This window comes from Alteromonas sp. P256 (assembly GCF_036864455.1).
In the GTDB taxonomy this organism is placed as follows: Bacteria; Pseudomonadota; Gammaproteobacteria; order Enterobacterales; family Alteromonadaceae; genus Alteromonas.
Window position 1 is genome coordinate 104,304 of the sequence record NZ_JAZETM010000009.1, and the last position, 19,290, is coordinate 123,593.

Below are 19,290 nucleotides of genomic sequence, written 5' to 3' on the forward strand. Positions count from 1 at the left end.
AAACCGAAGATTCACAAGCCGTCTTTGTGTTCACGTTGTTTACGCGTCCATCTTAGGCGCTTGGCCCTGTGCTTGTTGCGCACGTTTTTGCACATAAGCTGCAAAAATTGCATCAAAGTTTACAGGTGCAAGGTTAAGCGGAGGGAAAGTCCCGCGGTTAACCAAGTTAGAAATGGTTTCACGCGCATATGGGAAAAGCATGTTCGGGCAGAACGAACCAAGAGTATGTGCTTTGTTCTGATCTGGCATTTCGCCAATAGCAAAGATACCTGCTTGCTGAACTTCACAAAGGAACGCTGTTTCTTCGCCAAGAGACGCAGTAACGGTAACAGAAAGTACCACTTCGTATACGTTCTCTTCTAGCTTGTTCGTGCTAGTGTCGATATCCAGTTTAATTTCAGGCTTCCACTCTTTTGTGTAGATAGCCGGCGCATTGGGTGATTCAAAAGAAATATCTTTGGTGTAAATGCGTTGAATATTAAACTGTGGTCCCTGCTGAGCCTGTTCGCCTGCAGCCTCGCCGTTATTTGTCTGATTTTCGTCAGCCATGATAGTTCCTATTTATTTGTTGTTTTATTTTAAATTTAGAGCGTTGCTGTCGTGCTGACGCTTTAAGCTAAACCCAGCATTGGGTCGAGTTTACTCGCGGCTTCTAAAGCCATCATCTCGTCACAGCCGCCAACGTGCTGATCATTGATAAAAATCTGCGGTACTGTCCAGCCACCGTTTGCACGCTCAATCATAACGTCGCGCAATTCAGGCTGCACGTCGATGGGATATTCAGTAAATTCCACACCTTTTTGCGTGAGTAGTGCTTTTGCACGATGGCAATAGGGGCAATGGCCCTTGGTGTAAAGTTCAACGTTGCTCATAAAAGGTTACCTATTATTTTGAAACGGGAAGGCTGGCGCTTTGCCACGCATTCATACCGCCTTTCAATACATTCACATTTGCGAAACCGTCTTTTTGCATCGCACTTGCTGTACCACGAGCTTGATTACCCATAGCGCATACTACGATAATGGGTTTGTCTTTGCTGTTTTCAAGCTTCTTGAAGTTTTTCTCGCGAAGCTCTTCTGGTTTTATCTGTCTAGCACCGAGTATGTGTCCGGTTTTAAAGTCTTTTGCGGGACGAGTATCAAATATCACCGCGTCTTCTTTATTGATTAAAAGCGTTGCTTCATGGGTGCTTAATTCTTTTACCGACGAGGTGAGTCCGCTGACATAACTAAATATCAACATTGCCACTAACGCCACCCACACACCAGCAAGAACAATATTGTTGCTGGCAAATTCAATTAGTTGATCCATTACTGCTAACCCTGTCTACAGACCTTGAAAAGAGTGCAAAGTATATAGAAAAATCGGCGAGAAACCAGCCTGCCGTTATTCGTCGCTCGCATCAGCATTCCCATTTGCTTCAGATGGTTGATATTACGGCGAAATTGAACTGGGATTATGACAAAGCCTCAGATACACTGATTTTTAAGCGAACACCCGCGCTTTGTCATTAAATGCGCGCTATTTTAGTTCAGGTTCGTTATTTTTCGATGCTCGATGAGTTCATCATTTCAAATTTATACATAGCCATGCTTGTTAACAGGATATCTTCACCGTTTTTATGTTTTTAAGAACCGCGCTTTCTCTACTGTCTTTTTGCTTGCTAATGCTTGTCTCGCCCCTTGCGTGCAGTCAGGACTCTGGTAAGGGCTCTAGTCAACAAGTTAGGCAAGCACAACAAAAAGAGCAACTGGCACAACTACAGGCCGAATTAGTCGCTAGGCAGCAGGTGCTTAAAAATAATAAAGCAAGTGCAGAGGAGCTTGAGGGTGTGCTTAAGCAGTCTGAGCTTGAAATAGCCAAGGTCGCAAAAGCACTGAGTAGCACTAAGCAGTCTTTAGATAAGATAAAAGACGAGCAACAGGCGCTGCAAAAAGAGCAGGGCGAATTAAAGACTGCGATTCGTCAGCAGCAGTCGTTACTTGCCAGTCAGCTTAAAAGCGCCTTTATGGCAGGGCACTATGACTATGCAAAAATGCTGTTTTATCAAGAAGACGCAAAGTCTTTTGAACGCGTCATTACCTATTACAAGTATGTTGCGAAAGCACGTCAAAAAGAGATTGAAACGTTTAGAGATAATGTGGCTCGCTTAGAAGCCGTAAACGCGGAATTAGTTGAAAAAGCAGAATCGTTAGCGCGCCTTCAAGATGAGCAAGAAAATCAGCGGGCTATCTTGCTTACTCGCCAGAACGATCGCAAAGCTACATTGAATAAGCTCAATCAAACGATTGCGTCAGAAAGTCAACGAATTGCTTCTCTGCAAGCAAACGAAAAAGCATTAATGGACGCTATCGAAAAAGCGCGCATTGCGGCAGAGCGAGCGGCAAGAGAGGCGACAATTACGCTAGACGGGCTAGCCAAGTTAAAAGGTCAGCTCGATTCGCCAGTGAAAGGTCGCATACGCAAGCTGTTTGGAAACAGAAGGCAGGGGCAGGTGCGATGGAAAGGCATTGTTATTGATGGTGCAGAAGGCGACCCGGTAAATAGTATTGCACCGGGCAAGGTACTGTATGCTGACTGGCTACGCGGTTTCGGGCTGGTCTCTATAGTCGACCACGGTGACGGCTACATGAGTGTTTACGGGCACAATCAGGCGCTTTTAAAGCAGGCGGGAGACGAGGTGCGAAGGGGAGAGCGTATCGCTTTGGTCGGGCGAAGCGGTGGGCAAGAGTTTCCTAACCTCTATTTTGAAATTCGTCATAAAGGCAAAGCAGTTAACCCGACGATTTTCATAAACTAGCTAGTGATTGTATTGAGTGGCCGTGTATTAAATAGCCATGTATTGAGTTGCTATATATGAGTAGCTATGCTGCACGGTGAGTTGTGTCAAATTCATTACTTGGTATGCTAGGTCAACACTCTTAGCACTTTGCTTAGCTGGTTTGGTGCTTATAATAAGCGCTGGTAAATACCAGGAACAAATAATAATAAATCAATGGATATTGTTAGGTGCACGTGCGTCGTTTTTTAATTAGCGTAACTATAGCGATGAGTGCTGCTGTTAGCAGCCTCACAAGCTTATCTGCTTTTGCAAAGCCTAATATCATTGTTATTCTCGATGACCTTGGCTACAGACCTACTGACGTGGCCGCATTTTCACTTCCCAAAGAGGTGGCGTTTTCTATTCTTCCGCAAACGCCGCTGTCAACAAGCATTGCTCAACGCGCTGAAAATGAAGGTCGCCCTGTGATGTTGCATATGCCAATGCAAGCCACAAATCATAAGTCCATGGGGCCCCTGGGTTTGAGTACAGACATGTTTCCTGGTGCCATTACCCACACATTGCGAAAAGCCATCAAAAGTGTGCCTAATGCCATTGGGGTAAATAACCACATGGGGAGCGCCTTTACCGGGCAAGAAGACTCAATGAAAGCGCTAATGGAAGAAATTAAGCGCCAAGGTTTGTTTTTTGTAGATAGCAGGACAACTGTCTTAACCAAAGCTCAAGAAGTTGCTGAACGGGTGGGGGTGCCAAATGCCAGCCGCCAGATTTTTTTAGATCATCAGCGCAACACGGCATTCTTCGAACGCCAATTTAAGAGAATGAAAGATATAGCAAAAGCCAAAGGCTATGTGGTCGTTATTGGTCATCCCCACCCTGAAACAATCGCCTTTTTAAAGCAGCAATTACCTTCTTTAGAGTCTGAGGGATTTAACCTGTTATCCATTGCAGATTATTTCGCAAAAGACGAGCAAAGCGACCAGCTGCTCGCCACTTATTCCACCGATAGCGGCGCATCCTCTTTAAACGAGTAGCACGCCGAAGTTCAATCGAGCAGAAACTGCACTAATTCGATATAAAGTTTAATGCGAAGAAATTTTTCATTTCTCCCAATTTGTTATATTATAACGTCTCTGACACGTTTTAATATAAGGTATCCATGGCTCCTCTTGATGACAATCCAGCGAAATTAGACAAACTAGGCATTTGGGTGTCTGGTCTGTGTGCGCTGCATTGCCTTGCGCTGCCCGTGCTTATTCCTTTGTTGCCGTTGATTGGGTCGACCTTTTTTGCTCAGGTGTGGTTCGAGCGCACCATTTTGTCATTTTCTTTATTGGTTGGCGCGGTAGCCCTCATTAGCGGTGCAACCCGTTATCACGGTCGGTATTATCCACTTGCTTTGCTGTTAACCGGTGGCGTAATTTATTGGAATAAAGATATATTTGGCGAGTCCTACGAGCCCTTCACTATAGCGACGGGTGCATTTTTGATTGTAGCGGGGCATTGGGTAAACATGCGTCTTTGCCGTCAATGTAAGTGCTGTAAAAACTCCGTATTGTCGAATCATCTATCTACGGAGGCAAAGTAGCAGGCTTTCTCAGGTTTTAAACCTACCTCAGGTTTTCTAATCTCCTTCAGTATGTTCAACTTACCTTAAAACCTCTATGGCTTTATTCGGTACATTGGTAAATATACCTGTTACTCCCCACGCGGCTAATTGCTGCATATCTCTTGGTTCATCCACCGTGTACACATACACGTCAAAGCCTTGAGAGCGTACTTCTTTCACAAAGTCTTTTTCTACTGCGTCCAATGCAATATTCACAGAGTAAGCGTTGAGTGCTCTTGCACTTGCTGTGCAGTCCAGTTCAAAGCTTGCGGTTAATGCGCCTATTTTTACTTCGGGCCACCGCGCGACAATACCAGCAAGCCAATGATGGTTAAATGACGATATAAGCACCTGCTCTTCTGCAACCGCACTTTGTGCGATGGCCTGTTTAGTTTGAGTTACCCAGGTGTCGATACACTGAAGGTGCTTTATTTCAATATTGCACCAGCGCCCTTTAGGTACCGTAGCCAAGGTGCTGTCCAACGTAGGAATGCACTCACCTTCACCAATATCTAAGTGGCGCAAGGTAGACCATGGCGTATCTAACAAATAACCAGGAGTACGGGCTCGTCGAAGCAGCAGTCTATCGTGAAAAACAATAATGCCGCTGTCGTGTTGATAAGTATCAAACTCAATGCCATCAGCACCCTGCTCAAATGCTAAATGAAAGGCTTTGAGTGTATTTTCGGGAGCGGCTTTACTGGCACCGCGGTGGGCAAAAATACGCATGACTCTTCCTACTCATCTTGTACGTTTGATTGATGGAGTTTGTGTGTATTTAGCGTTTCGTAAACCGATGCCGATGTAATAAGAACACCGCCAATGAAGGTGCGAAAAGTCGGGCTTTCATCAAGTACAATGATAGCGAGTGCGACGCCGTATAGGGGCTGCATGCAAGCGATGAGAGAAAAGGTTTTTGCGCGCAAGTGGCGTAAAGTAGCAGCAATAAGGGCGTGTGGCAGCGCAGTGAAAACAGTACCTAATAGCAGTAGCATAAGCCAATCGCGGGTTGTTGCTTCGCCAATGCTGCTACTTATGGTTGGCAGCAGCACCGCGATGATCACTAGTGTTTGCCAAGCCATGGCTTTTGCACCGCTATACTGCTTGAAATGCTTGCGATGAATAATATTTCTAAACGCGTACAAAATAGCCGAGCCAATGCCTATCAACACGCCAAGCGTGACTTCATTTTCCAACGAAGACTCGGGCACAATAAGATACACGCCTACAATAACAGTGAGGGCCGACACAATGTCTTGCCATACCAATCCTGTTTTTTCAAAAAACGGCTCAATGAGCACGGTGATTACAGGAAAGGTGAAAAGGGCAATCATTCCTACCGATACGCCAGCGTACTGCATGGCCGCAAAATATGAAATCCAATGCAGTGCCATAAGCACGCCCAGTCCGGCAGCAATTAGGTAATCACGGCGAGAACGAAGTGATAGCTTGTCTTTCGTTAAGGTTAGAAATGCAAATAGGGCGATACACGCAAAAACAGAGCGTATAAGCGTGATATCGCTAGCACTTAACGGGATAAGACGAGAAAAAAGCGCCGTACCACCAAGCAGAACAACAGTAAAATGCAGCGATATCAGGCTTTTTTTAACAGCATCCATACATTAAGTGTCAGTGGTATCGGCACTGCGTTTTGCTGCCATTGGCTCACCGAGACGGGTGACCATACCCGGCACAAGATCTTCAAAATCTATGGTGTCTTTCTCGAAACACACCACAATAGTAGAGCCCAGTTTGAAGCGGCCTAATTCGGCACCTTTTTCTAACTTAACGGCAGCTTCACTGTCTTGCTCGTAAGTCCAGTGCTGCACATTTTGACCCGCTGGTGGTGTAACCGTGCCCGCCCACACCGTCTCAATACTTGCCACAATGGTGGCACCAACAAGTACCATTGCCATTTTGCCCACAGGGGTATCAAAGATAGCGACGACCCGCTCGTTTCGAGCGAATAATCCAGGTATGTTTTCTGCGGTCAGTGGATTAACTGAAAACAGTTCGCCAGGAACATAAATCATATCTGTTAGGGTGCCTTCAACAGGCATGTGAATACGATGGTAGTCTCGCGGCGCTAAGTAGATAGTTGCAAACTTGCCGTTCTTATACGGCGCGGCGATATCTGGCTTGCCACCTAGTAACGTGGTTAAGCTAAAGTCGTGTCCTTTGGCTTGAAAGATACTGTCGCTTTCAATATCGCCAAACTGACTGACGGTTCCATCTACAGCATGGATCAGCACATCGTCGTTGTCGTCGATGGTGCGAGCCTCAGGTTTTAAAGGGCGCGTGAAAAAAGCATTGAAGCTTCGATAATGAGAAGGGTCTTCGTGCAAGGCTTCTGACATATCCACATTATACTGCTTTATAAAAAGCTTGATTAACGACGTGGTTACGCTACCCATTTCTGCTTCGGCAAGCTTTCCCACCAAGCGTGATATGAGGTGCTTTGGTGTGACGTACTGCAAATTAACTTTAAGCCAATCTAACACTAAAAATTCTCCATTTTTCTAACAAGGCCCTTTTAACGGGTGGGATTGTACCTTATGTTGCGCAGCGACAAACTACTTAAAGATTATGGATGCTTCCAAGTCGATATAAGTACGCGAGTAAAGGTTTGGACGCTAGGGCTTCTATGCACCCGGAGGCTGACTGTGACTCGGCCTATTTTCTTCCATCGAGACTAAAATTCGATGATAACTTTCAAAGCGCTCAGTGCTTATTTCGTTTTCTTCAACTGCTTTTTTAATTAAACACCCAGGGTCGTTTAGGTGTTTACAGTCTCTAAACTTACATCCGCCAAGGTAATCTCTAAATTCAATAAACCCCCAAGTGATACGTTCGCTGGGAATATGCCAAAGCCCAAACTCTCGCACGCCGGGAGAGTCTATTAAGTCTCCTCCCGCTGGAAGATGCAGCAACTTTGCTGTTGTGGTGGTGTGCTGACCTAACCCAGAGTTATTTGAAATCTCGCCAGTGAGTTCATCAGCGTCAGGCAACACCTGATTAATTAGGCTCGACTTGCCCACGCCAGACTGGCCAACAAATACGCTTATACTGTTATTTAAGTAGTCGTTAAGCGCTTCGATGCCTTCGCCAGTTGCACAGCTAGTGTATAGCACTTCATAACCCAGTTTTTCATAGGTGGTAAGCTGATTTGCTACCACAGTTCGTTCTTCGTCGCTAAGTAGCTCAACCTTATTAATGACTATCAGAGGCGTTATGCCTATGTCTTCACAGGCAACAAGATAGCGGTCAATAATATTGGTTGAAAGCGAGGGCAGAATAGCACTCACTACAATAATTCTATCTATGTTCGCGGCGATGGGTTTTACGCCGTCATAAAAGTCGGGGCGGGTCAGTACGGAGTGTCTGTCTTTAACAATTTCAATAACACCGTTTACACCGGTGTCAGTGGTATCACCTTTACTAAAAAAGACTTTGTCTCCACACACTACAGATCCCACCGTGCGGCGAATGTGACAACGTGAAATAGTGCCGCTAGTGTCCTCTACATCGGCATGCTTGCCAAAGCGACCCACGACGGTGCCGCTCAAAAGTGCGCTCTCATCCGGTGTTGAGGATGATGAGTTTGCGTGTTTTTCTTGTAAGCGTTTGCTACGGTTCGTTGCAACTTGACGCTTTTGTCTTTGAGTAAGTTTTGGTTTTTTCGCCACGATTATTTTCTAGTTTCACGTATACTAATACAATAATAACGTTTGTGGGGCATGGTTGCCATGTCTGTAACGCATAGAGGAATGATATGAGTAAAGATAACAGCAACCTTGTTTGGATAGACATGGAGATGACAGGGTTAGATCCCGAAACCTGTGTGGTAATGGAGATTGCTACCATTGTGACTGACGCACAGTTAAACATCCTTGCCGAAGGACCTGTTATTGCCGTTCACCAGAGTGATAGCGTGTTAGATAGCATGGACGAGTGGTGCACACGAGTGCACGGTGAAAGCGGCTTAACAAAGCGCTGCCGAGAAAGTACGGTGAGCGAGAGCGAAGCTGCTGAGCAAACTATAGCGTTTTTACAGCAGTGGGTTGATGCTGGCAAATCGCCACTATGCGGAAACACCATAGGGCAAGACAGACGCTTTATGGTGAAATACATGCCAGAACTCGAAGACTACTTTCACTACCGCAGTATTGATGTCAGTACAATTAAAGAGCTAACTCGTCGTTGGAAGCCTGAGATATTGTCTGGTTTTGACAAAAAAGGCGTTCACCTTGCACTCGACGATATTCGTGAGTCTATCGAAGAGATGCGCTATTACAGAGAGAAAGTGTTTACGATTTAAGCACTCAAGGGCAATGGTACTAAAAAAGTAGAATAAAAGGTTGCGTTACCCCAAAATTTTTGTAAAATGCGCACCACTTCAAACGAAGTGCCTTTTTGTTGCGGGAATAGCTCAGTTGGTAGAGCACGACCTTGCCAAGGTCGGGGTCGCGAGTTCGAATCTCGTTTCCCGCTCCAAATTCAAATCTAACTAACGAGTAAAACGATAGTTAGTGAGTGTGAAAAGCGAGACCCCTTATGGGCCCGCGACCGAGTGTCGGCCAGTTGGCGAATCTCGTTTCCCGCTCCAAATTCAAATAAACTTACTCTAAGTAAGCACCAAAAGATGCAACAGCATCGACTCTATGCGGGAATAGCTCAGTTGGTAGAGCACGACCTTGCCAAGGTCGGGGTCGCGAGTTCGAATCTCGTTTCCCGCTCCAAATTTTTACACCTCAAATTATACCTTTGTATTTGCACCCTATGCTATGCGACCCCTAATGGGCCCGCGACCGTGTGTCGGCCATTGCTTCACAACGAGTTCAAATCTGTTTCCCGCAGCGGCCTGTTTGCCTCATTTTCATAAATTAACGATTAGTGTATTCATACTTAATGCATCAATATGCATCGTAACTTGCCTTTTATTGGTGCGCTAAAAATGCGGTTTTCGTTATTCTTCGCGTTTTCTCTGCACTCTATCTCTACTTAATGCCGATTCAAAATGACTCAAGCCCATTTAATTGCACAAAAATAGTGCAGTTGATGGTTTTCTTAGTTGATTGTTTGCATATTAAATAGATTTTTATAAATAAGTATGCATAATCCCCAGCCTTTGTGGGCTGTCGCAGTGCAAAAGTGAACTTATACCGGGCACAGTGCTTGCTAAAACATAAATGCTAAAAGTAAATAAATAAAAATTGCTGGACAAAGTCAGAAAAAATGCCAGACAAAAAATGCCAGACAAACAATGCCAGATAAACAATGATAGTACCTCACGTGAGCACCTTAATGTTGCTCATTGTAGAGGTATGCAAAACAAGTATTACTGCCGTTAGCTATCAGCAAGAATAGTGGCTTAAACAGACAAGAAAATATTCGGAGAAACACACATGGCTTTTGATTTATCAAAGCGCAATAACATTTCTGTACTAGCTTTTGCCGTATCGTCGGCATTGGCAATGAGTGCAGGAGCAGTTCAGGCTCAGGAAGAGACTGAAGTTAAAGAACGGGAAGTCGAAAAAGTAGTGGTAACAGGTTCTCGTGTTGCGCAAGATTCATCACTAAGTGCGGCAAGTCCAGTACTGGCAATTAACGCGGGCGACATTAAAACTTCAGGTCAAATCGATCTAGGTGCCATGTTGCGTGAGTCTCCACAGCTACAGGCATCACTGCCTGGTTCATTTTCAGCGTTCAACGGTACGCCACTAGGTGCAAGTTTGTTAGACTTGCGTAACCTAGGTAGTGAAAGAACCCTAGTCATGGAAAATGGCCGCCGCCACGTTTCTGGTATTGAAGGGACAGGCTCTGTTGATGTTAATGCGCTATCAACTGCACTGCTTCGCAATGTAGAGGTATTAACGGGTGGTGCGTCAGCGGTATACGGCGCCGATGCGGTTACCGGTGTTGTTAACTTCAATATGCGCGATGGCGCATCTTTTGATGGCTTAGAAGTTCGTACGCAAACCGGTGTTACTGATGATGGTGATGCCAATGAATTCTTCTTGTCATTAGCAAACGGCTTTACCAGCGATCGCGGTGACATTGTTTTTGCCGTTGAGTATCAAGAAACAAGCGCCGTATTTGCTCGCGACAGAGACTTTGCTGGTTCAGGTTTATTCTCTCAAGTCGCTAACTCAGCGGCTACTCAGGAAGCTTTTGGTGTAGATGCCCGCTTTGATAATACATGGGTACCTAATTACCGGCTGCCTATCTCAAGTGATCGCGGTGTAATCTCACTCACTGGCAGTGCATTTGTTGACGTTCTTGATTCCGGCGGTGCTGCAGGTTGTGCCACTATCGGCTCACAAATGATCCCAACCTGTCAGGTAATTGGTGAAGACGGTAATTTACGTGCTTATAACCCAGGCGATGTCTATGTGGGTGCCTTTGACGCAAGTGGCGGTGACGGTGTTCCAGCATCCCCTGATAGCGAATTGATTCTGCCTGAATCGAAGCGTCTATTAGTTCAAGCGGTGTCTAACTATGAAGTAAATGATTTTATAAACTTCTTTGTTGATGCTAAATTTGTTTCAAGTGAAACAAAGGAAACCAACCAAGTAAATGGCTTTAACGATGATATTCCAATCTCGTTAGACAACCCGTTTGTACCTAGTGCGCTACTTGCTCAAATTAACCAGCTTAGTGGCGAGGGAGAAAGCGTAAGCTTGGTAATGTCTCGCGACGTTCTAGATTTCAATGCAACCTCAAACCCTGAAGCCGAGCGCAAAACGTTCCGTATAGTCACTGGCTTCGACGGTTATATCCCAAATACTGAATTAGAATATGAAGTATTTTATAACTACGGTCGCACCGATGCTGATATCACGTCCAGAGTGCGTCTAGAAGACCGCTATTTCGCAGCTATTGATGCGGTAACAGACCCTGCTACTGGTGAAGCCGTGTGTCGTTCAGATCTAGACGGTTCTGCACTGCCACCAACGTCACCATTCCCTGCGGTTAATGATAACTTTGGTTTTAATACTTTCCAACCTGGTGACGGTTCGTGCGTTCCTGTTAACTTGTTTGGAAAAGATTCAGTAAGCGCCGAGGCTGCTGCGTTTATTTTCCAGCCTGCTACTGAACAAAACGAAATTGAACAAGAGAACTTCCTTGCTGTTATATCGGGTAACTCGTCTGATTTATTTGAACTACCAGCCGGCCCAGTATCGTTTGCGTTAGGTTACGAATGGCGTCGTGAAACAAGTACTTATACACCAGACACCTACTCTGCATCTGGCCTGACCTTTGGTACCCTGGATTCACGCAGTGGCCCAACGAACGCATCGAATGGTCAATACGATGTATCGGAATACTTTGTAGAAGCCACTATTCCACTATTAGAGGGGATGGATTTCGCCGAGCGTCTTGAGCTTCGTACTGCGTATCGTAGTTCAGACTACGACCCATACGGCACTCATGATGCGTGGACAGTGGGTTCCGTATGGTCTCCTATAGAAACCTTCAGTGTGCGTACTACGTACTCTGAAGCGGTACGTGTTCCAAATATCAACGAGGCATTTGCGCCAACCTTCGCTGCAACCCTTGGTGCAGGTGACGACCCATGTAACCAAAACTTTATTGAAGCAGGTTCTGAATTCCGCGAAGCAAACTGTATTGCATTGATCGGCGATAGCGTCGCCGACGGCTCATATGATTCAACTAACTTCTTATCTGCCTTCGTCGCTGGAACAACTGGTGGTAATCCCGACCTGGAACCAGAAGAAGCTGAAACCATTACGATAGGTACGGTGTGGAAGCCTGCTGGCGAATTGGACGGTTTGTTTGATGGTCTCGTATTCACGCTTGATTATTACAACATCCAAATTGACGGACTTATCGACAGCCTAACTGGTTTTGACATTGCGTCTAACTGCGTTGATGCACCAACGATCAACAACCAGTTCTGCGATGCGGTAGACCGAAATGCAACAAACGGCTCTATTTCTAACTTCCGCTCAGGGTTTATCAACCTAGCAGCAGTAGAAACCTCGGGAATCGATTTCCGTATTGATTATGGTTTTGATTTAGCTGAATTAACCGACACAGACTCTCGTTTAAACTTTACCCTTAACGGCACAAACTTCCTTAAAAATGATGAAGTTCGTGACGTATCGGCACCGGATGAAGTGACTGATGTACTTGGCACATTTAGTCGTCCAGAGTGGATAGTGAACATGAACGTCGATTATTTAATTGGCGATTTTGTTATCGGATGGCAAGGGCGTTACGAAAGTTCGCAATTACTTCCGGGGTTAGAGAATCAAGATATTGAAAATAACCCAGACTTTGTCAGCATTACATCTACAGGTTCTGCGCTAGTTCACGACTTTTCTGTATCTTATACCTTTGACGATTCACTAGAAGTGTACGGTGGTGTGAATAATGCGTTCGAAGAAGACCCTTATTTAGGTACGCTTTCTCGTCCAGCAGGCCCTCGAGGACGTTTCTTCTTCCTTGGTCTTAATTACAACATGTAATCTAGGTGAGATAAATAATAGCCCCGCCACGAAAGTGCGCGGGGCTTTTTTTGTCTTATTGCTTTTAACCGAATCAAACGCTACTCTTACTGGTCTAACCAGATGTGTGCTTGCTGTTACAAGATGCCAGCTCAATCTTTAAATACGCGTATACCGTTGCTGTGGAACACTGAATACTATGTCCAATAACTACGTACTAAACACCTTCAATAAATTTCTTAAACTGCCTTTCGGTAAAAAGCTGTTCAGTTGGTACTCTGCTCGAAGAGCGCCTTATTTCTCTACCGTATCGCCTTTAATTACCGACGTCAGACCGAATTATTGTGAGGTCAATCTTAAGAAGCGTAAGGCAATAGAAAACCATATCGGCACGGTGCATGTTATTGCAATTTGCAACGGACTAGAAATGGCGATGGGGTTTATGTGCGAGGCATCTATTCCAAAACATTTGCGGTGGATTCCTAAAGGTATGGAAGTGAAGTACCCAGCAAAAGCAGACTCCGATATACGTTGTGTTGCCGAAGTGCCAGAAGATGCATGGAAGCCCGGAAACCTGCCTATTTCAGTAAAAGCATACAATAAAGAGGGCACAGTAGTGGTTGATGGAACTATTACTGTGTGGGTAAGTGAGAAACGATAAAAAAGCGTTTCATCAACCGTGATTTAGAAGGCCGCATTTGCGGCCTTTTCTGTCTTCAAACCACGTTAATATATTAAGTTTTTACTACCGCGTATTTTCGGTTTGACAGCCGCTGTAAACCAAACTAAACCTATCGATAGACGTCGGGTAAAAAGTCTGTTGCATAGCTGAGCGCGTGCTAATACCTGTGCGAACTGGTATTACATTTGCCAGCTACCACCAAGCTAACATGTGTTGAACGGGGTGAATATGGCGGTTACGACGAAAGAGCAGGTAGTGGGTAAATTGTTTGTGGATAAAAAAAATTACCCGTATGGCTTTGCACGTTCCGGTGATTTCTCTATTTCAGAGAGCAAACTTCTACAGTCTACAGGGGGGTTATTTGCTGCGCTTGTCGATGGCCACATTACGCCCGAAAATGATGAAGAGCAATCCTACCTTGAATCAGCACTAGGCCATCGCGAGCCAACAACGCCTCAAGAGAGAGTGTGGTTAAAGTACCAGCGACGCATAAATCGACCAAAAGCAGCGAGTATCTATGGTTCTCAAAAGCCAATTCTTGAGGATGTCGATGATGGAAGCGATACAACTATAAGTGATAATAGCGACCTTGATGTAGACATATCAGATTAAGTCGTGTCTACCCTTACTCTATACCTGTTCACATGATGTATTTATCCTAATACATGTTAAATCAATGTAAAAGTCTATCCTAATTTGCGTTGCAAGCTTGCTGTATTCGAAATAATCATCCTAAAAATCTTCTTTATTGGGATATATGTCTCACTTTTCCTCAATTTGATGTTTTATCTTCCTAATAGCTTCGATATAGTCCAGACATGGTCAACGAAAGCTGACAATACATAACCTTTTATGGGAGATACAACAGTGAAAATGATGTCGGGCGCAGCCATGGTGGTTGAAGCGCTGAAAGATGTAGGAGTGACGCATGTGTTCGGTTACCCAGGTGGAGCCGTACTAGACATTTACGATGCGTTATATGCGCAAGAAGATGTCAAACATGTCCTCGTGCGTCATGAACAGGCAGCCGCACATATGGCGGATGGGTATGCACGTTCAACTGGCAAAACCGGCACTGTTCTCGTCACCTCTGGTCCAGGGGCAACAAACACGATCACTGGTATAGCCACAGCTTATATGGATTCAATCCCTATGGTTGTGCTGTCAGGGCAAGTACCGTCTATGCACATTGGTGAAGACGCATTCCAAGAGACTGACATGGTAGGGTGCTCGCGTCCTATTGTTAAGCACAGCTTTCTTGTGAAGCGTTCAGTGGATATCCCAGAGGCGATTGCTAAGGCTTATTATATTGCAAACACGGGGCGTCCTGGCCCTGTTGTGGTTGATTTACCAAAAGACTTGGTGAGTGTGGCAGATGAACATCCCTATGTATTCCCAAGCGATGTTACTATGCGCTCATATAACCCCACTGAAAAAGGCCACCCAAAGCAGGTTAAAAAAGCGGTAGAGTCACTACTTAAGGCCGAGCGCCCCATACTTTATGTTGGCGGCGGTGCAGTAGCATGCGATGCATCAAGTAAGGTGATTGAATTGGCGGAAAAGCTCAATGCTCCTGTCACCTGTACGCTTATGGGTTTAGGTGCAATGCCTGGTACGCACAAGCAGTTTATCGGTATGCTGGGCATGCATGGCACCCTTGAAGCCAACAAGTCGATGCACAATGCCGATTGTATTATTGCATTGGGCGCTCGATTTGATGACCGTGTGACAAACAATGTGGACAAGTTCTGTCCCCATGCAGACATTATTCATGTAGATATTGACCCAGCGTCAATCTCAAAAACCGTGAACGCACACATTCCTGTAGTGGGCTCGGTAGATAAAGTATTAGATCAAATTCTTAGCCAAGTAGATAAGAAAGACTTATCACATCAGCCAGAGAAGCTTGCCGATTGGTGGGAACAAATTGCAACATGGCGTGCAAAGACGTGTTTGAATTACGAGCAAGGCGAGGAGGTCATAAAGCCTCAGCGCGTTATCGAGACCTTGTACAAACATACCGATGGAAAAGCGTTTGTGAGTTCAGACGTTGGCCAACACCAAATGTTTGCGGCACTGTACTATCAATACGACAAACCTCGTCAGTGGATAAATTCAGGTGGTCTTGGCACCATGGGCTTTGGCTTGCCAGCGGCCATGGGCGTTCAGTTTGCTCACCCTAAAGCCACATCGGTTGTAGTCACTGGTGACGGTAGTATTCAAATGAATATTCAAGAGTTGTCTACCTGCTTGCAGTACAACCTACCTATTAAGATTATTTCGTTGAACAACCGTGCCCTTGGAATGGTTCGCCAATGGCAAGACATGATTTATAAAGGTCGCCACTCGCATTCCTACATGGATTCTATGCCTGACTTCGTTAAGCTTGCTGAGGCCTATGGGCATGTTGGTATTAAGGTCGACAAGTTAGAAGACCTAGATGCAGCGATGGAAAAATGCTTTAGCTATACAGATAGACTTGTATTTATGGACATTGCTATCGATCAAAACGAACACGTATATCCAATGCAAATTAAGTACGGCGCCATGGATGACATGCGCTTGAGCAAGACGGAGCGAACCTGATGAAACGCATTATTTCAGTATTAATGGAAAACGCCCCTGGCGCACTATCACGTATTGTTGGTGTATTTTCACAGCGTGGATATAACGTTGATTCGTTATGTGTAGCGCCTACAGACGATTCAAGCTTGTCTCGTTTAACGATTATCACCCACGGGGATGATAAGGTGATAGAGCAGATCACCAAGCAGGTGAACAAGCTTATCGACGTACTTAAAGTGGCTGATTTAACAGAAAATACGCACATTGAGCGCGAACTGATGTTAATCAAAGTCGCTACTCGCACAGAGTCAGTGCGCGCAGAAGTGAAGCGTAACTCAGATATATTTCGTGGCCGCATTCTCGATGTGAATGCCAACAACTACACCATTGAGATTACCGGTACTACCGACAAGCTCGACGCGTTTGCCGCTACAATGGGGCAATGTGCCGAGGTGATTGAATCTTCAAGAACCGGTGTGTGTGGTCTAGCGCGGGGTGATAGAGCACTTCGTCCTTAGTATTCATCGGCTTTCGCTGCTAATTACTGGCAGCACAGAAACGATAAAAGAAAGAAGGCCAGTTGATAAAGACTGGCCTTTTTATTTGCCAATCAAAAAAGTCAGACCTCATAAATTGCCTGAGTTGCCGCCGTAGTAAGCTTCTACTCTAAGAGCCACACCTAAAGACGCTGAAAAATTTTCATCGCGAAGTAACAGCACGAAGGGCTCTACATCGAAATACAACCAGTCTCTAATTGTGTTGGAGCGCCATCTCAATCCGCCATACACCTCCTCTACGCGATAATTTGGCTGACTCAGTCCTTCCACCATAAAGTGAGGAATTAACGCATTGTGGCTGTTTATAGAGTAAAGATGCTGAATTTCATGTCGCCAAAACCAGTCGTTGGTTTCATCGCGATAGAAAAAGCGATTGTTTTGTCTTACAAGGTGCCGTCGACTAATGTCGTACTGAAAGGCAGCGCCTATCTCCGCACCAAGTCTGTCTCTGGTAAAGTAATACAGTTCAGCATCGTAAAGCATGGCCAATTTATTGGTGAAAGCTAGGGCATCTCGATACCTTGCTCGTGTATACAGTTGGTCCCGGCGTCCGGCTCCCACTCTAAAAGAGTAGTGTGAATTCTGGTCTGGGCGAAAGCGCAGGGCAATAGTGGTCTGGTCGCGATTATTATTGGCGGTATCTCTGGCGGCTCGAATCGATGAGTCTTGGGTTTCATCTTCATTATCACTTAACAAAAGGTCAACGCGCTCCTCAAGGGCCGGAAGCTTTACGCGGATCCTAAAACGTAAATCTGTGTCAGCAAAATCCCCAGAACGAGGTTCCCACGCAAGCTGAATACGCCCCTCGGCACGGGCCTGTTCACCGAGCTGTTTTGCACCTGAGTCGCCACTGTGAAACCAACCATCAAACTGCTTGACAGTAAAATCCATAGAGTCAGTAAAACTGCGCTGCCAGATATCAAACCACTGCTCATCAAAATGATGTTCATGAACATTGTCGGGCTCATTGGACTGATGAGTTTGCAGGCTAGCGCTGCTTTGGGATTGCTCGTGGTTACTGACCGAAGTTACATCTCGTTTGGCCGTCTCTATGTTGGTTTGTAGCGGCGAAAAGTTGACAAGTATTAGGTGACATAACACAGTTACCGCACAGGTCATTAATGACTAACCCCTTGTTAGCAATCGCGATGTTAGGTGCTTAAATTAGCAAACCTTTGTAATACAAAGAATGAAACGGTAAGTACAAAACGTCAATGATTATTCGATAAGATAAATATTCAGGTGAAAGGAACGGCTCGCGGTGGCATACTGGTGCCATTGACGTTGGGGAGATAAATTTTATGGGTGGAATTAGTATTTGGCAGTTGCTGATAATACTGGTTATTGTTGTGTTACTTTTTGGTACAAAACGCCTTAAAGGTATTGGCACCGACTTAGGTAGTGCCATCAAAGGTTTCAAAAAAGAAATCACTGAAGATGATAAAGATGCAGACTTTGACCAAAAAAAGCAGGTTGAAGAGCAGCGCTCGACTGACTCAGTATCCACAAAAACAGAAAGCGACGTTAAAGATAAGTCCTAATGTTTGATATTGGCTTTTGGGAGTTATTGGTCATTGGCGTTCTGGCTCTACTAGTGTTAGGTCCAGAACGGTTGCCCGGTGCCATGCGGTCTACTATTAACACTATTCGCGGCGTGCGTAATATGGCAACTGGCTTTAAGCAAGAGGTTGAACATCAATTGCGCGTGCACGAATTGCATGAAAATCTTAAGAAAGCGGAACAGCAAGGGCTTAAAGATCTCTCACCAGAACTTGAACAAAGTGTTGATGAGTTGAAAAAAGCGGCTGAGTCGGTTCAAGAACCATATAAAAAGCAGTAGATGTCTGACGCTAACAACTTACTATCTCATTTAATTGAATTACGCAGCAGAATTCTAAAGGCGCTATTGAGCGTGCTGGTGGTTTTCCTGTGCTTGGCTGCGTTTGCGCAAGATTTGTATCAGCTTTTGGCTATGCCGCTTTTAAATGCAATGCCAGAAAATGCCACAATGATTGCCACTGACGTTGCCTCACCGTTTTTCGCGCCGTTTAAACTTACCTTGGTGCTATCCTTTTTTATCGCCATTCCTTACGTACTTTTTCAAGTGTGGGGCTTCGTGGCGCCAGGCCTTTATCGCAATGAAAAGCGTTTGGTGGCGCCATTGTTGTTATCAAGCACCTTACTCTTTTATGCGGGTATGGCGTTTGCGTATTTTGTGGTTTTCCCCATCGCCTTTGCCTTTTTCACGAGTGTGGCCCCCGAGGGCGTTACGGTAAGCACCGATATTTCAAGCTACCTGAACTTCGTGTTAAAGCTGTTTTTTGCTTTTGGCGTGTCTTTTGAAATACCCATCGCTATTATTCTATTGTGTTGGACCGGTGTTACAGACGCCAAATCATTACGTGCTAAACGCCCATTTGTGGTGGTTGGTGCGTTTGTTGTCGGCATGCTGCTTACCCCGCCGGACATTATCTCGCAAACTTTATTGGCAATCCCCATGTGGTTTCTATTTGAAGTGGGCGTGATCATAGGCGGGCTATACGCTGGTAAGGCCAAGGACGCAGATGAACCCGAGCAAGACGAAGCAGAAAACAAAATTTCAGACGACGTTTAATTCATTAATA

The 19,290-nt window shown here is 45.2% G+C and carries 20 protein-coding genes and 2 tRNA genes; 14 read left to right on the forward strand and 8 right to left on the reverse strand.

The genetic code is table 11. From position 1 onward, the window contains the following. Positions 1 to 39: 39 nt before the first annotated feature. The 3 genes from secB to V7R39_RS13800 all read right to left on the reverse strand — a co-directional run bounded on the left by secB (position 40) and on the right by V7R39_RS13800 (position 1,311). On the reverse strand, positions 40 to 549 hold the full coding sequence (gene secB, locus V7R39_RS13790) for a protein-export chaperone SecB (RefSeq protein WP_032095458.1): 510 nt from the start codon (positions 547 to 549) through the stop codon (positions 40 to 42). A 62-nt stretch (positions 550 to 611) separates the two neighbouring features. Continuing rightward, on the reverse strand, positions 612 to 872 hold the full coding sequence (gene grxC / locus V7R39_RS13795) for a glutaredoxin 3 (RefSeq protein ID WP_032095457.1): 261 nt from the start codon (positions 870 to 872) through the stop codon (positions 612 to 614). Positions 873 to 885: 13 nt separating this feature from the next. After that, positions 886 to 1,311: a rhodanese-like domain-containing protein gene (locus tag V7R39_RS13800; RefSeq protein WP_032095456.1), complete on the reverse strand. Its 426-nt coding sequence runs from the start codon at positions 1,309 to 1,311 to the stop codon at positions 886 to 888. Between the two features lie 310 nt (positions 1,312 to 1,621). Here V7R39_RS13800 and V7R39_RS13805 point away from each other — a divergent pair, with 310 nt between their 5' ends. The 3 genes from V7R39_RS13805 to V7R39_RS13815 all read left to right on the forward strand — a co-directional run bounded on the left by V7R39_RS13805 (position 1,622) and on the right by V7R39_RS13815 (position 4,370). Then, positions 1,622 to 2,800: a murein hydrolase activator EnvC family protein gene (locus V7R39_RS13805; RefSeq protein WP_334031390.1), complete on the forward strand. Its 1,179-nt coding sequence runs from the start codon at positions 1,622 to 1,624 to the stop codon at positions 2,798 to 2,800. Positions 2,801 to 3,015: 215 nt separating this feature from the next. Continuing rightward, entirely contained in the window at positions 3,016 to 3,816 is an 801-nt protein-coding gene (locus tag V7R39_RS13810; RefSeq protein WP_334031392.1) for a divergent polysaccharide deacetylase family protein, read from the forward strand. 125 nt (positions 3,817 to 3,941) lie between these two features. Then, positions 3,942 to 4,370 (forward strand): MerC domain-containing protein, encoded by a 429-nt coding sequence (locus V7R39_RS13815; protein WP_032095454.1) that lies wholly within the window; start codon positions 3,942 to 3,944, stop codon positions 4,368 to 4,370. A 60-nt stretch (positions 4,371 to 4,430) separates the two neighbouring features. On the opposite strand, the gene V7R39_RS13820 is transcribed toward V7R39_RS13815, so the two are convergent. From V7R39_RS13820 to rsgA, 4 genes are all read right to left on the reverse strand, one after another. Then, positions 4,431 to 5,120: a glycerophosphodiester phosphodiesterase gene (locus tag V7R39_RS13820; protein WP_334031394.1), complete on the reverse strand. Its 690-nt coding sequence runs from the start codon at positions 5,118 to 5,120 to the stop codon at positions 4,431 to 4,433. 8 nt (positions 5,121 to 5,128) lie between these two features. Further along, the gene (locus V7R39_RS13825; protein WP_334031395.1) at positions 5,129 to 6,010 is read right to left on the reverse strand and encodes a DMT family transporter; all 882 of its coding nucleotides are present in this window, start codon (positions 6,008 to 6,010) and stop codon (positions 5,129 to 5,131) included. Positions 6,011 to 6,013: 3 nt separating this feature from the next. Beyond that, positions 6,014 to 6,892 carry an archaetidylserine decarboxylase gene (gene asd / locus V7R39_RS13830; protein WP_163106980.1) on the reverse strand — a complete coding sequence of 293 codons (879 nt, stop codon included), beginning with the start codon at positions 6,890 to 6,892 and terminating at the stop codon, positions 6,014 to 6,016. 141 nt (positions 6,893 to 7,033) lie between these two features. Continuing rightward, positions 7,034 to 8,077, reverse strand: a complete 1,044-nt coding sequence (gene rsgA / locus V7R39_RS13835; RefSeq protein WP_334031397.1) for a small ribosomal subunit biogenesis GTPase RsgA — start codon at positions 8,075 to 8,077, stop codon at positions 7,034 to 7,036. Between the two features lie 86 nt (positions 8,078 to 8,163). Here rsgA and orn point away from each other — a divergent pair, with 86 nt between their 5' ends. The 8 genes from orn (at position 8,164) to ilvN (ending at position 16,627) form a co-directional block, all read left to right on the forward strand. Beyond that, entirely contained in the window at positions 8,164 to 8,709 is a 546-nt protein-coding gene (orn, locus tag V7R39_RS13840; RefSeq protein ID WP_334031398.1) for an oligoribonuclease, read from the forward strand. Between the two features lie 100 nt (positions 8,710 to 8,809). Further along, a tRNA-Gly gene (locus V7R39_RS13845) sits at positions 8,810 to 8,885 on the forward strand. 169 nt (positions 8,886 to 9,054) lie between these two features. Then, a tRNA-Gly gene (locus tag V7R39_RS13850) sits at positions 9,055 to 9,130 on the forward strand. Between the two features lie 666 nt (positions 9,131 to 9,796). Then, the gene (locus V7R39_RS13855) at positions 9,797 to 12,883 is read left to right on the forward strand and encodes a TonB-dependent receptor domain-containing protein (protein WP_334031400.1); all 3,087 of its coding nucleotides are present in this window, start codon (positions 9,797 to 9,799) and stop codon (positions 12,881 to 12,883) included. A gap of 178 nt (positions 12,884 to 13,061) precedes the next feature. Then, positions 13,062 to 13,523 (forward strand): hotdog fold domain-containing protein, encoded by a 462-nt coding sequence (locus V7R39_RS13860; RefSeq protein WP_334031402.1) that lies wholly within the window; start codon positions 13,062 to 13,064, stop codon positions 13,521 to 13,523. 249 nt (positions 13,524 to 13,772) lie between these two features. Beyond that, positions 13,773 to 14,156, forward strand: a complete 384-nt coding sequence (gene maoP, locus V7R39_RS13865) for a DUF413 domain-containing protein (RefSeq protein ID WP_334031404.1) — start codon at positions 13,773 to 13,775, stop codon at positions 14,154 to 14,156. Positions 14,157 to 14,411: 255 nt separating this feature from the next. After that, entirely contained in the window at positions 14,412 to 16,130 is a 1,719-nt protein-coding gene (locus V7R39_RS13870; protein ID WP_032095485.1) for an acetolactate synthase 3 large subunit, read from the forward strand. Continuing rightward, a complete protein-coding gene (gene ilvN / locus V7R39_RS13875; protein WP_032095445.1) occupies positions 16,130 to 16,627 on the forward strand; it encodes an acetolactate synthase small subunit in 498 nt (165 codons plus the stop codon). Before V7R39_RS13870 ends, ilvN begins: the two co-directional genes overlap by 1 nt. A gap of 108 nt (positions 16,628 to 16,735) precedes the next feature. Here ilvN and V7R39_RS13880 read toward each other — a convergent pair whose 3' ends face one another. Then, positions 16,736 to 17,785, reverse strand: coding sequence for a hypothetical protein (locus tag V7R39_RS13880; protein WP_334031407.1), 1,050 nt, complete (start codon positions 17,783 to 17,785; stop codon positions 16,736 to 16,738). A 182-nt stretch (positions 17,786 to 17,967) separates the two neighbouring features. Between V7R39_RS13880 and tatA the strand changes: the two genes are divergently transcribed. The 3 genes from tatA to tatC are packed head-to-tail and all read left to right on the forward strand — an operon-like array spanning position 17,968 to position 19,280. Beyond that, positions 17,968 to 18,207, forward strand: coding sequence for a Sec-independent protein translocase subunit TatA (gene tatA / locus V7R39_RS13885; protein ID WP_032095444.1), 240 nt, complete (start codon positions 17,968 to 17,970; stop codon positions 18,205 to 18,207). Next, positions 18,207 to 18,506: a Sec-independent protein translocase protein TatB gene (gene tatB / locus V7R39_RS13890; RefSeq protein WP_032095443.1), complete on the forward strand. Its 300-nt coding sequence runs from the start codon at positions 18,207 to 18,209 to the stop codon at positions 18,504 to 18,506. The genes tatA and tatB overlap by 1 nt, the downstream gene beginning before the upstream one ends. Then, the gene (gene tatC / locus V7R39_RS13895; RefSeq protein WP_334031410.1) at positions 18,507 to 19,280 is read left to right on the forward strand and encodes a twin-arginine translocase subunit TatC; all 774 of its coding nucleotides are present in this window, start codon (positions 18,507 to 18,509) and stop codon (positions 19,278 to 19,280) included. It begins immediately after the preceding gene. Positions 19,281 to 19,290: the final 10 nt, after the last annotated feature.

Bases quoted from the DNA above. Each gene is read 5' to 3' on its own strand.
- secB (WP_032095458.1), bottom strand. From the start codon at position 549: ATGGCTGACGAAAATCAGACAAATAACGGCGAGGCTGCAGGCGAACAG.
- grxC (WP_032095457.1), bottom strand. From the start codon at position 872: ATGAGCAACGTTGAACTTTACACCAAGGGCCATTGCCCCTATTGCCAT.
- V7R39_RS13800 (WP_032095456.1), bottom strand. From the start codon at position 1,311: ATGGATCAACTAATTGAATTTGCCAGCAACAATATTGTTCTTGCTGGT.
- V7R39_RS13805 (WP_334031390.1), top strand. From the start codon at position 1,622: ATGTTTTTAAGAACCGCGCTTTCTCTACTGTCTTTTTGCTTGCTAATG.
- V7R39_RS13815 (WP_032095454.1), top strand. From the start codon at position 3,942: ATGGCTCCTCTTGATGACAATCCAGCGAAATTAGACAAACTAGGCATT.
- V7R39_RS13820 (WP_334031394.1), bottom strand. From the start codon at position 5,120: ATGCGTATTTTTGCCCACCGCGGTGCCAGTAAAGCCGCTCCCGAAAAT.
- V7R39_RS13825 (WP_334031395.1), bottom strand. From the start codon at position 6,010: ATGGATGCTGTTAAAAAAAGCCTGATATCGCTGCATTTTACTGTTGTT.
- orn (WP_334031398.1), top strand. From the start codon at position 8,164: ATGAGTAAAGATAACAGCAACCTTGTTTGGATAGACATGGAGATGACA.
- V7R39_RS13855 (WP_334031400.1), top strand. From the start codon at position 9,797: ATGGCTTTTGATTTATCAAAGCGCAATAACATTTCTGTACTAGCTTTT.
- V7R39_RS13860 (WP_334031402.1), top strand. From the start codon at position 13,062: ATGTCCAATAACTACGTACTAAACACCTTCAATAAATTTCTTAAACTG.
- maoP (WP_334031404.1), top strand. From the start codon at position 13,773: ATGGCGGTTACGACGAAAGAGCAGGTAGTGGGTAAATTGTTTGTGGAT.
- ilvN (WP_032095445.1), top strand. From the start codon at position 16,130: ATGAAACGCATTATTTCAGTATTAATGGAAAACGCCCCTGGCGCACTA.
- V7R39_RS13880 (WP_334031407.1), bottom strand. From the start codon at position 17,785: ATGACCTGTGCGGTAACTGTGTTATGTCACCTAATACTTGTCAACTTT.
- tatA (WP_032095444.1), top strand. From the start codon at position 17,968: ATGGGTGGAATTAGTATTTGGCAGTTGCTGATAATACTGGTTATTGTT.
- tatB (WP_032095443.1), top strand. From the start codon at position 18,207: ATGTTTGATATTGGCTTTTGGGAGTTATTGGTCATTGGCGTTCTGGCT.
- tatC (WP_334031410.1), top strand. From the start codon at position 18,507: ATGTCTGACGCTAACAACTTACTATCTCATTTAATTGAATTACGCAGC.